General features: G+C 33.8%; 8 protein-coding genes. All 8 read left to right on the top strand.

All coding sequences use genetic code 11. The features are described 5' to 3' along the window. Positions 1 to 64: 64 nt before the first annotated feature. The 8 genes from alsS to K5Q12_RS00100 all read left to right on the top strand — a co-directional run bounded on the left by alsS (position 65) and on the right by K5Q12_RS00100 (position 13,229). Positions 65 to 1,750, top strand: coding sequence for an acetolactate synthase AlsS (gene alsS / locus K5Q12_RS00135; RefSeq protein ID WP_220741747.1), 1,686 nt, complete (start codon positions 65 to 67; stop codon positions 1,748 to 1,750). A 315-nt stretch (positions 1,751 to 2,065) separates the two neighbouring features. Beyond that, the gene (nrdD, locus tag K5Q12_RS00130) at positions 2,066 to 4,186 is read left to right on the top strand and encodes an anaerobic ribonucleoside-triphosphate reductase (protein ID WP_220741746.1); all 2,121 of its coding nucleotides are present in this window, start codon (positions 2,066 to 2,068) and stop codon (positions 4,184 to 4,186) included. 4 nt (positions 4,187 to 4,190) lie between these two features. Next, on the top strand, positions 4,191 to 4,799 hold the full coding sequence (nrdG, locus tag K5Q12_RS00125; protein ID WP_220741745.1) for an anaerobic ribonucleoside-triphosphate reductase activating protein: 609 nt from the start codon (positions 4,191 to 4,193) through the stop codon (positions 4,797 to 4,799). 120 nt (positions 4,800 to 4,919) lie between these two features. Continuing rightward, positions 4,920 to 6,017 carry an ABC transporter ATP-binding protein gene (locus K5Q12_RS00120; protein WP_220741744.1) on the top strand — a complete coding sequence of 366 codons (1,098 nt, stop codon included), beginning with the start codon at positions 4,920 to 4,922 and terminating at the stop codon, positions 6,015 to 6,017. Between the two features lie 8 nt (positions 6,018 to 6,025). After that, positions 6,026 to 6,841 (top strand): ABC transporter permease, encoded by an 816-nt coding sequence (locus tag K5Q12_RS00115; RefSeq protein WP_220741743.1) that lies wholly within the window; start codon positions 6,026 to 6,028, stop codon positions 6,839 to 6,841. 62 nt (positions 6,842 to 6,903) lie between these two features. Next, complete coding sequence (locus tag K5Q12_RS00110) at positions 6,904 to 10,473, top strand: bifunctional glycosyltransferase/CDP-glycerol:glycerophosphate glycerophosphotransferase (protein WP_220741742.1); 3,570 nt, start codon at positions 6,904 to 6,906, stop codon at positions 10,471 to 10,473. Next, positions 10,463 to 12,187: a putative glycosyltransferase family protein gene (locus K5Q12_RS00105; protein WP_220741741.1), complete on the top strand. Its 1,725-nt coding sequence runs from the start codon at positions 10,463 to 10,465 to the stop codon at positions 12,185 to 12,187. Before K5Q12_RS00110 ends, K5Q12_RS00105 begins: the two co-directional genes overlap by 11 nt. Next, positions 12,171 to 13,229, top strand: a complete 1,059-nt coding sequence (locus K5Q12_RS00100; protein ID WP_220741740.1) for an acyltransferase family protein — start codon at positions 12,171 to 12,173, stop codon at positions 13,227 to 13,229. The genes K5Q12_RS00105 and K5Q12_RS00100 overlap by 17 nt, the downstream gene beginning before the upstream one ends. The last annotated feature ends 57 nt before the right edge of the window (positions 13,230 to 13,286 follow it).

Genomic DNA, 13,286 nt, shown 5'->3' with positions numbered 1-13,286 from the left:
TGGAGGAAATGAGTGACACCACGTATTATATCTCATATACGCAGCGCACACTCCTTAATATAAAATGGCAGAACAAAAGTACGGTGCAGATCTTGTTGTAGAGAGTTTGAACAATCACGGTGTGGATTTGGTATTTGGTATTCCAGGTGCAAAAATTGATCGTTTGTTTGAATCATTGGAACATACAGCGGAGGGGAGAAAAGCACCCAAGCTTATTGTGACACGCCATGAACAAAATGCAGCTTTCATGGCACAAGCATTTGCTCGAATCACTGGTAAAACAGGTGTTGTTGTAGTGACTTCTGGACCAGGTGTTGGTAACTTAGCAACTGGTTTGATGACCGCAAGTGCTGAAAGTGACCCTGTTGTTGCTATTGGTGGTCAAGTGCCACGACGTGATCTATATCGTTTAACACATCAATCAACCAATTCTGTTGCTCTATTTAATCCAATTACTAATTTTAGTTCAGAAATTCAAGATCCTAACAACATTTCTGAAATTATTGCTAATGCGTTTTCAGCAGCAAATGGTGCTAAAAAAGGTGCTGCATTTGTATCTTTGCCACAGGATGTTGATGATGCACCTGTTACTATTGAAGCGCTACCTCAAGTTGCTGAAGCTAAACAAGGTGCAGCATCAATTGCTGATTTGGAGTGGCTTGCCGCACAAATTAGAGAAGCAAAGCTACCAGTATTGTTAGTTGGTGCTCGTGGTTCTGATGATATGACTGTAGAGGCATTGCATCAGTTATTGGGAGAGACACCTTTGCCAGTAGTTGAAACATTCCAAGGAGCGGGTGTTATTTCAAGAGACCTTGAAGAAGCGACTTTCTTTGGCCGTATTGGATTGTTCCGAAACCAAACGGGGGACAAACTACTTAAGCAATCTGATTTAGTCATTACAGTTGGTTATGATGCGATAGAATATGAACCACGTAACTGGAACAAGGAAAATCAGTTAAATATTGTTGCGCTTGATACAGCACCTGTCCAAATTGATAACAACTTTGTACCGCAACGTCAACTTGTTGGGGATATAGCACAAAGCTTATCAATTTTGTCAGAACAACTAAAGGGTTACAAGTTACCAGATGAAAGTCGTGCGACTTTAAAACAGTTAAAAGATGACTTAAACGCATCAGACGAACCTACCTATACACCAGCTGAAGGGAACTTAAATCATCCTTTGAATGTTATTAAAGCAATTCAACAACGTGTAACTGATGATATGACTGTTTCTACTGATATTGGATCTCACTACATTTGGATGGCTCGTCATTTTAAGTCATATGTGGCTCGTCACTTCTTGATTTCAAATGGTATGCAAACATTAGGTGTTGGCTTACCATGGGCTATTACGGCAGCAATGGTACGTCCAAATGCTAAGTCTATTTCTGTTTCGGGAGATGGGGGATTCTTCTTTTCAGCTATGGAATTAGAGACAGCTGTGCGTTTGAATCTTGACACAGTACACATTGTTTGGAATGATAATGCGCACTATGACATGGTCAAATTTCAAGAAGAAATGAAGTATGATGGTGAATCTGCAGGTGTTGATTTCGGTAATATTGATTTAGTTAAATATGCTGAAAGTTTCGGTGCCAAAGGATTACGTGTCAATACACCGGATGAACTAGAATCTGTATTAGATGAAGCCTTTAATACTAAGGGACCAGTTGTGGTTGACATCCCAGTGGACTATTCACATAACTATGAATTGGGTGACAAGTTGATTCAAAGCGAAGGTTAACAAAAAGCATACGATAACGTATGCTTTTTTATTTTGTAATCATAATGTTATGTGTAAAGATATACAATATTTGATTGTTATAAATCGCTTGTTTATGAGATACTTACAAAAAGTTATGAATAAATAGACGTGTGATAAAATCTCATTAAACTATCTCAATAAAACTAAGATAGATAGATTAGCGTATCAAACTTAATAAAGTTCGTTTTATTTATACATAGAACATGTGTTTGACATGACATAGTGAAAAAGTTCATAATCTTATTGTGATAATTCATCATCAGTTATGAAATTTGATTAACTAAGGGGAACAAAATGTCAACCATTGTAACAAAGCAAACAATTTTTAAGCAATCAGGGGAGGAAGTGCCATTCAAACGGTATAAAATTCAGTTAATATTGAATCTATTAGCGTTAACTGTGGAACAAGAAGATAGAATCTTGCTTGAGATTGATAAGTTACAAAATGATCAAGAGATAACGACAGCGATGATTTATAATCTTATTTTAAAAGCTTTAAAGCGTTTTGATTTGTCAAAAGCAGCTATCTTTGAAAAGAAACATATTGAGGCTAAAGATGAATGGCAATTGGCAACTGATCCTACGTATAAAATTGGTCAGCTGATATCACATGAAGAAGATATTATGCATGAGAATGCAAATAAAGATGCCGAAGTGTTTAATACGTTTAGAGATCTTACGGCTGGCATGGTGGGCAAGTCTTTAGGTCTTAAAATGTTACCAGAACGTGTTGCAAAAGCTCATCTCCGAGGTGATATTCATTGGCATGATTTAGATTATTCACCTTTGAGTCCGATGACAAATTGTTGTTTAGTTGATTTTAAACACATGTTTGAATATGGCTATAAAATGGGAAACGCATACGTTGATACACCAAAATCTATCGGCACAGCTACTGCACAAATGGCACAAATTATTGCTAATATTGCATCATGCCAGTATGGTGGTATTTCAATTAATCGTGCCGATGAGTTATTAGCACCTTATGCTGCTATGAATTATAAAAAATATTTGAAGCAGTCAAAAGAGTATATGCCTGAATCACAACAAAAAAAGTTTGCTACCGAGCAAACTAAAAAAGATATTTATAATGCGATGGAAGCCTTAGAATATGAAATCAATACGCTATCATCTGCTCAAGGACAAACACCTTTTACGACGTTAGCTTTTGGTTTAGGAACAGATTGGTTGTCAAGAACAATTCAAAAAGCCATTCTAAACATTAGAATTAAAGGTATTGGACCAGAACATCGTACAGCTATTTTTCCAAAGTTGGTTTTCTCATTAAAAAAAGGCACTAATTTAGATAGTGGTGATCCTAATTATGATATTAAAAAGCTTGCAATTGAATGTGCAACAAAAAGAATGTACCCAGATGTTTTAAATTATGACAAGATTATTGATATTACGGGATCTTTTAAGGCGCCTATGGGGTGTCGTTCATTTTTACAAGGTTGGCGAGATGCAGCAGGAAATGAAGTCAATGAAGGACGAATGAACCTAGGGGTTGTGACGATTAATATACCCAGAATTGCTTTATCCTCGCATGGCAATATTAATTTATTCTGGAAAATTTTGGCTGATCGGCTATCGTTGACAAAACTGGCTTTACAATTTAGAGTTAAGCGAACCAAAAATGCCAAACCGGAAAATGCACCGATTCTTTATCAAAGTGGCGCATTTGGTAGTCAAACAACACAACATGTTGATGAGCTATTTAAAAATGGACGTGCAACAGTTTCAGTTGGATATATTGGATTATATGAAGTGGGCGCCTATTTCTTCGGACAAGATTGGGAAAGTAATGATGAGGCTAGAGCCTTTACATTAGATATTGTTAAACGATTGAATCAGGCATGTCATGAATGGGAGAAGGAAGATGGCTATCATTATTCAGTCTATTCAACACCTGCAGAATCATTAACTGATAAATTTTGTGAACTAGATAAAGAAAAATTTGGCATAGTCAGTGGTGTTACAGATAAAGATTACTATACTAATTCTTTCCATTATGATGTGAGGAAACATCCCAATCCATTTGAAAAACTCTTGTTTGAAGAACCTTATCCTTATTTTGCTAGTGGTGGTTTTATTCACTATTGTGAATATCCTAACCTTAAGCAAAACCCCGCTGCTTTAGAAGCTGTTTGGGACTTTGCGTATAATCACGTGGGATATTTAGGCACTAATACACCAATTGATCAATGCTTTAAGTGTGGATACGAGGGTGAATTTAAACCAACAGCTCGTGGGTTTTGTTGTCCAGAATGCGGCAATCATGATCCAAAAACTTGTGATGTGGTTAAACGAACATGTGGGTATCTTGGCAATCCGCAAGCTAGACCAATGATTCATGGTAGACACAAAGAGATTATATCTCGAGTTAAAAATATATCTGAAAGAGAGCTGAATTAGTGATATGTCAAAAAAATTAGCTAATGGCATTACTGTTCCGGAAAACAAGGAGTGGCAATCTAAGGATCTTTCTCTTAATTATGTTGCCGATTACAAACCCTTTGTCATGGTTGATGGTCCAGGTATAAGATGTGCTATTTATTTATCTGGTTGCAAGTTTTTATGTCCAGGGTGCTACAATGTGGCAGCTCAAAATTTTCATTATGGTACAGCCTATACACAGGAACTTGAAGACCAAATTATAGACGATTTAAGTAATCCATATATCCAAGGATTGACTCTTTTGGGTGGAGAGCCGTTTTTAAATACTACAGTTGCACTTCAACTCACACGTCGTGTGAGATCGGAATTTGGTAATCAAAAAGACATTTGGTCTTGGACGGGTTATACATGGGAAGAACTCATGTTAGAGTCAGAAGATAAATTAGCACTGTTAAACGAAATTGATGTTTTAGTCGATGGTCGATTTATACAGGGATTAATGGATTTAACTTTGCGATTTAAGGGATCTTCCAATCAGCGTATTATTGATGTTCCAGCATCCCTAAGGCAAAAAAGCATTGTAAACTGGTCAGATGAATATTCGAACAATGAAAAAAAGACAGCTCATTGATTAGCTGTCTTTTTTGAACAACAACCAAATTGGCATTATTCGATAATCAGCTACAAATAGGGTATAATGGTTAAGTATTGGAAAAATTTTTCCACATCTATATTTAGTCGGAGGAAAGACATGACTGAAGATATGAAGACAGCGGTTTATGAACCCAACGATCCACGTGGGTTGAATGAACCCTTCTTACCTGTGTCTGTGGCCAAACAGCTAGATTTACCAGGAAATCAAAATACTTTAAATAGTCCATTAAAAGTGAGTGGTCGTTATATCACAAAAGAATATGATATGGGCACTTCTCGTAATGAGAAAATTCAGGCAATTTTAAATCCAATTAAGGCTAATAAAGAGAAGTTTTGGGGTCTAAAGGGCATTTCATTTGATGTGTACGAAGGGGATGTTGTGGGTGTAGTCGGGGTGAATGGTTCCGGTAAATCAACGCTTCTCAACATTTTAAGTGGTGCTTTGGTTGAAACATCTGGTCGACTAAAGATTAAAGGGCAAACGTCATTGCTATCTGTCTGGGACGGTTTGAGAGATAATTTGACTGGACTAGAAAATATCCGTCTAAAGTCACTTATGATGGGGTTATCCAATAAAGAAATCGATAATCAAATTGACGATATTGCAGAATTTTCTGAATTAGGAAAGTTTATTAAACAACCTGTTAAAAATTATTCTTCGGGGATGCGCTCAAAACTTGGTTTTTCAATTGCAGTCCATCAAGATCCAGATATTATGATTATTGACGAAGCCTTGTCAGTTGGCGATCAGACTTTCACCCGCAAAGCGTTGAATAAAATGAAAGAATTCAAAGCAGCAGGTAAAACAATATTTTTCGTTTCACATGCTTTGGGACAAATTGAAGAATTCACGGATAAAACAATGTGGATTCAATACGGCGAATTACGAGCATATGGTGATACTAAGACAATTTTGCAAGAGTATAAAGATTGGACAAAATGGTATAACCAACTAGACGATGACGTCAAAAAGTCATACGTGGATGCAAGAAAACAAGCTCAAAATGATTTTAATCGTGATCAATTAGCCGAACGTATTGCAGCAGATCGTCATCTATCAGATGGTGAAAAGAAAAAAATAGCACGTGACAATGCTGTAGGTGGACGCTTAAGTTGGTGGAACTGGTTAATTGCATTTTCTGGTACAGGAGTCATGATTTATGCAGTGTATCTCTATATGTATCTTGGACGGTAACTAAAACTATGAAACAAATATGGCTTGTGCTACGGGAGCAAATAAAATACTTTCCCGTTATTCTGCGTTTAGCACGCTATGAAACGCGTGCTAAATACATGGATCATTCATTAGGTGTCTTATGGGACATTATTAATCCAGTTATGCAAATTGCAACTTACTGGTTAGTCTTTGGAGTTGGCTTACGACAAGGTGGTGCGACTAACGGTATTCCTTATATTGGATGGTTAGTTATTGGACAGGCTGCATGGTTGTTTTTAAACACATCATTTATGGATGCTACATGGAGTATTCGTAACAATGTACGCCAAGTTTCAAAAATGAACTTTCCTATTAGTATCATGCCGAGTGTCAGAACATGGATTAATGTTATTCCATTTTTTATTACTTTAGGAGTAGGTGTCGCAATTGCTGTTGTTTCAGGTGTACATTTGACAATGCATGCTTGGCAGTTTATTTACTATTTTTTTGCTATGTTAGTATTTTTACATGCATTAGGCATTTTCAATGCAACAATCACAGTTCTTTTCCCAGATTATCAGCAGTTAATTCAAACGATTATGCGATTCGTATTTTGGTTCTCAGGAGCAGTAATAGATATTGCACAAAAATTGGGACCTTCTCATGCGCGTATTGGTCGTCTTATTGAAATGAATCCATTCTATTATCTAATTTCAGGTGTTCGTGACTCATTCTTGAGCACAGGTTGGATTTGGGATCATCCATCACAAAATATTGCCTTCTGGTCATTTGTACTTGTTGTATTACTGCTAGGGTCACATTTACATTTGAAATTCCGCGCATATTTTGCGGATCTTGTTTAAAAAAAGGAAGGTACAGCACTTTGTCTGTATCTTTTTTATTATAAAAGGAGCTTATTGCACAAATGATTAAAAATATTGTTCATATACCTAAAAATAATGATGTACCCGTTACAATAGTTAAAAAAAGTCATCGTGACTCAACCAAATTAAGTGTCATTGTACCAATGTATAATGTTGCGCTTTTTTTGCGCGAAGCATTAGACTCTCTTTTGAGACAAGGCATTGATACAAATTATCAAGTTATTTTAATTGATGACGGTTCTAAAGACACGACTCCTGATATTGCACGAGAATATGTCGATAAGTATCCAAATATTTTTGAACTTTACTTGTTTGAAAATGGCGGTTTAGGTGCTGCACGAAATCGTGGGACTAACTTAGCTGAAGGTGAGTTTATTACCTACGTTGATCCAGATGATATTGTCGTTGATTATTCCTATCGTAAGATGTTGTCTATTATTACAAGAACTGGATCAGATTTAATTGGTGGCGCTGTTAGACGATTTAACAGTAAAGGTGAGACGTGGACTTCTTACGTCCATAACCAGGCTTACCATGATAGCTACGAGGCAACGACTTTAGAAGAACATCCTGAGATGGTTTGGGATTCAACAGCTTGGAATAAAATATATCGGTTAGAGTTTATTCTGAAATATAGTTTGTACTTTCCAGAAAAAATGCTTTACGAAGATATGCCGACAGTTGTACCAATGTATAGTTTGGCAAAAAAAATTGATATTTTAGATGAAATTATTTATCTTTGGCGAGCACGTGATGCGGGAGCGCCATCAATTACACAGTCAACAGGTCAAATCAAAAATTTCACGGATCGCATAAAAGGCATGAAAATTATTTTAAATAGTTTGACAGCCTATGATGCACCGCAAAAAGCGCAAGATGAACAACTACATAAAATGCTTGATTTTGATTTAACTTTGCCATTTACTTATGACAATTATCTTGTGTTAGATCAATCGTATAAAGATGCCATCTACACAAATGTTAAATCTTTCCTAGACATGCTGACAACTGAACAATTTAATCAAGCAAGGTATTGGTATAGGGCATTATATACAATTTGGCTTAGAGAACCCAAAAATGTTGTTGAAAAAGCGATTGAAACTTATGCTAAGCGAGAGTTTCATATTACTTTTGATCAAAAAACACAGTTGTTACATAGTAGTTTTCAAGATGATTTTAATTTTGAGTTACCAACGTTTGTATCAGATTTTGAAAGTCGAACTAGGCTTTATTCTGTCTCGCGTGAAGGGAACAATCTAATTCTTGAAGGACACTTATATTATGGCTATCTGGATATTAATGATAGTCATGATAGAACAGAAGTGAATGTTGAATTTGTTAATAAAGATAGTCAAATTATGACACCGTTTACAGGCACTATAGAATTTACAGATGATGATGATATTACTGCGTATGCTGGTTTTGATAATACGCAGACTAAAGTCGAGGAACCTGCTCATTACTACAAATTTAGTCATTATCGTATATCATTACCATTTGATGATTTGTCTAAATTAACAGAAACCGCATATATTCAAATTAATCAAAAAATTCATGGTCTAACATTGAAAGCGGTCATTGCTGAACCTCTACCAGGAGATGACCCTCGTCCAGAAGGGTATGTATATGAGAATGATTTTCTCCTACCGAATTATTCATCTGATTGGCGTTTTAAAATAGAGCGTTTTATTAATGCACCAGTTGTTGTGAATTACAAATATAAGCATAATAATTATTTCTTTGAAGTTCATCATGCTAAAAAAATTGTGGCGTTGTGGGATAAAAGATCGCATGATACGATTACCTTAGAACAGGTTGGCAACCGATACTCGTTATCTAGCGATGATAAGGTAAGATTAGGAGAACCTACACCTGATGCAAAACGTTGGTGGCAAATAATCACAACTGATGATATTTCAGATGTCAGTCAGTATGACATGGTTCGTATGACTCAACCAATCGAATCAAAACCACATACTTTAGGTTCAAATATGAGTGTGTTCCATGTGTCTAATCATGTAGCCACGCTAGCTTTATCTTGGGAATATCCGATTGTTAAATCAGTAAACATAGTCGATAATCATGCTAAGATTCAATTTTGGATCGGTGGTTGGACTAAAACAGCGAATAAGGTTGATTTAACATTTGAATCTGATAAGTTGCCTAATAGATATGCTGCCAAGAAATTGACCCATATTTTTGGTTTTGGAGATCGATATTTATGGGAAGTTGATATGCCGTTGTCATTTGGTTTGTACGAAGATAAGCTATTACTTCATCCTGAAATTGCCTTTCATTTTGATCACCGAGAAGATTTTACTATGCCACTGCGTTGGGGAAAGTCAGAGCATAGTCTATTAAATCAGCCATTACATTTAAACAAACTAACATGGCGATTTAAGGCTAATGATAAGGAAGAACACCGTCAAGTTATAGTGCAACAAAGTGCCAATAGATTAGGTTTTGAATTTATGGGTGAAAAAGTGGCTTTCTGGCAAGAAGATTACTTAAAGTATCTAAAAGAGCCAATTTTGGAAAAGACGGTTGTCTATGCTTCGCTTTGGGGAGATAAATTTAATGACAATCCTCGTGCGATTTATGATTACTTACAAAGTCATTATCCAGAATTTGAACATATCATTGTCTTGAAAAATGTGATTACGGATGAAACATTACCAAACGCTAAATTTGTCTCATTTGATACAAAGGAGTATTGGTATTACTTAGCTCGAGCTAAATATTTTGTAAATAATGTTAACTTTGAAGAAAATGAGCGCATTAAGCGACCTGAACAAATTGAGTTGCAAACAATGCATGGAACCCCATTAAAGAGTATGGGATTTAATGTGACAACAGATTGGTCATCTGCAGGATATGAACGTTATCTAAAAAAGAATAGAAATTGGGATTACTTAACTGTACCATCAGATTTTGTTGCTGAGATAGCAAAAGAATCCTATCGACATAACGCAGAAGTTTTGAAATTTGGTTACCCAAGAAATGACACTTTGTTTAGAAATACGAGTCAAAAAGCATTAATTGATCTTAAAAATAGAATGCATTTACCAACTGATAAAAAAATAATATTGTATGCACCTACTTGGCGTAAAAAGGGTCCTGTGTCATTTGATTTTGATTATAATCAATTAAATGAGCAATTACCGAAAGATAGTTTGTTAATCATCAAAGGACACCATTTAAACACTATAATAGACGTACCGGTATGTAACAATATTCAGTTAGCCGATGATCAATTTACTATCGAAGATTATTATAAAGTTTCAGATGTGATGATTACTGACTATTCTTCGACAATGTTTGATTTTGCTTTGCTAAAAAAGCCTATGATTTTTTATGTTTATGATTATGAAGAATATATTGCTTCACGTGGATTAAACTTTGACTTTAAAAACGATGCACCAGGTCCCCTAGTATACTCTCAAGAAGAGTTGATAGATGCTTTACAAAATGTTGAGCAGAACCGTGAAATTTATTCAGATAAAATAAAGAGATTTGAGAATAAGTTTATTCAGTATGATAAGGGGAACGCAAGCGCACAAATAGTAGAATCTATTTTCACAAATCATGGTAAGAAAAAATATGATGATTAAACAAAAAATTTACAAATATTATCCTTATTTAATTATAATACTTATTGGTATTTTTTTAGCTTGGCCACAATTAAAATACAGAGGTATGTATATAGGTGCCGATACGTCGTTTCATTTCAATAGGGCGTTTGAAGCTATGAATCGATTGAAATATGTTAATTTTAATAATTTGGATATGTCACTTTACGGTTTTAACCAATCAGGGAGAATTATTAACGAGTTTTATGGTCCAGGATTGGGATATTGTTTTGGATTGATTTTATTGTTAACAAAATCATGGTTTAAATTTCAGCTGATATCAAATTTCATTTTAACTATAGGAACTTTGAGTTTTAGTTATTGGTTATTTAATAAATATTCTAAACAACGACTCTTAAGTCTATCATTTTCTATAATGATTTCTTTAACAACTTATTGGTCGTTAGCTTATTGGTATCGAAGTTCTGGAGGTATGCCATGGGGAATGATGCTGTTGCCATTTGTTATTGATGCAAGTATACAAATGATATCCAATAATACTAACCCAGTACGCCTTTTAAGATTAGGCATAGTTATGTCACTTATTTTGGAATGCCATACATTATCATTTGTTTTTGCTGTACTAATTATCGCAGTTTTCTTCAGTGTAGCGATGATATCTCGTAATGACAGATGGTTAATTTTCAAAAAAACGGTTTTATCAGCTATTATTTGTTGTAGTTTAACGTTTAATTACTGGATTAACTATTTTTACATTACCAAAACTCAATCTATTTTTTCTCCTTTTGTTAATAATAATCCAAGTAATTTATCTACCAAGTTATCAGAAGGATTAACATTTTGGCTTATCATTATGTCACTATTTTTTATTATATCTGAATTTAAAAGATTAGTAATTTATGAATGGAGTCTAGTATTATTAGGTATGGGGTTTGCTTTTATAGCATCATGTCCACCAATAATTGCAATTTTTTGGAATAATATCAGTTTCTTTAAAATAGCTCAATTTCCCATGCGCTTTACAATGCCAAGTATTTATCTACTTTCAATATTTGTAATCAGTAATATGCGTAAATTTTTTGAACATAACAAAATACAATTTAAATCTATATTTGCTATATCAGTGGCTTTGATTATCATATCTGGTCCGTCTATAATCTCTTTTTTCAAGACTAATCAAGAAATAAATAATAATTATTCAAAAAATTCAGATATTCTAGCATCCAAATTAACTGTTGGATTAAAAGATAATTCACATGTTGCTGGGAAAATTTTAGGTTATAGAAATCAAAATTTTGATAAAAGTATATCTGTTGTTGACTTTATTGCACCGGATTATTTACAAGGATCTGGATCTGTTATTTTTTCTGGAAGGCAATATACATCAGTTATTAATAACATAGTGCTGGCTAAAGGTTTTCAAAAAGAAGTATTAAAATCTGGAAACCTGAAAGTCTCATGGCAACAAAAAAGTGAAAGCGATGTCCAGTTACCTGTTGCGGGATACAAGCAGACAAAAGTAAGATTAAATGGTGAAAAAGTAAAAATTAGCGTAGACAAAAACGGCTTGCTTAATTTGAAAGGTCAAAAAGGTCAAAATATAGCTGTGATTAACTTTGAGGAACCAAATTGGCTTAATTTATCAAGAGTAGTACCATATTTAACTATTATGATAATTATTTTGTATTTTTGTTTGAGAAAAAAGAGAATAATGTGCAATGCAAGAAAAATATGATGTATTAGATGTATTTAAAGTAGTAGCGGCTATTTTTGTGGTAGGAATACATTCTTGGCCATTACCAGACTATAATAGTAACATAGTGTTATTTTCATCAATAGGAAGATTTGCCGTTCCTTTGTTCTTGTTATCCACTGGTTTTTTAGTACAAAAAAAATTAACAAGTATTGGAAATTGGGAAAATCAGAAACACTACCTTTTTAAATATATATTAAGGCTTTTAAAATTTTATTTTGCTTGGTGGTTAATTTATTTATGGTTAATTCCTCTAAATTGGCAAGGAAAAATATCGATACAATATTCCTCTGTTTCAAACTTATTTGCAGAAGTACTGAAAAAATATTTTCTTAACTTTTTTTACGGCAGCACTTTTTTAGGCTCTTGGTATATTTCGGCTACTATTATTGGTGTAATTTTTGTTTTTATTATCTTTAGAAAAATTAATTGGGTTATTCAGTTTGCTATTGGGATAGTATGGTTAACTTTGCTCTTAATTGTGTTGCTTTATGGAAAACACTTTTTATTAATTGAAAAATTGTTACATCATTTCAACAATTTTATGCCTGCTGAATCTTTTCTTATTGCAGTGCCATTTATAATTTTTGGAAAAATAATTGAAAAATTTGAAAATTCTTTACAAAAAATACCATTTCGTATTTTAATAGTTGCTGCATTACTTTCTATAATGTTAGTAGTTAGTGAATTTCATTTTTGGCAACTTAAAGGGAATAGTAATTCTTTGGAAAATTTATTATTTTCAGATATGTTAGCCGTTGTAGCATTATTAGTGTCAATTAATAAAGTTAGTAAAAAAATTTTGATACCTAATAGTAAGTATTTACGAAACATATCAAGTTTTATTTATATGGGACAATTTGGAATAATTGTTTTAACTACTATATTGCGAAATAATTCAGTACTAAAAATATCAAACTGGACGAAATATAGCATGGTATTATTATTGCTTATCATAATTTTTAATGTTTTATATTCAATTCAAAATTATAAGTACTGTAAGTTTTTAAAATATTTTTGGTGAAAATAAAACATAATTATCTAGTTACCAATATTGTATATTAAGGTATAATTACCTTAT

This window comes from Leuconostoc palmae (assembly GCF_019656075.1).
Lineage (GTDB): Bacteria > Bacillota > Bacilli > Lactobacillales > Lactobacillaceae > Leuconostoc > Leuconostoc palmae.
This window is presented reverse-complemented; position numbering and strand designations above follow the sequence as displayed.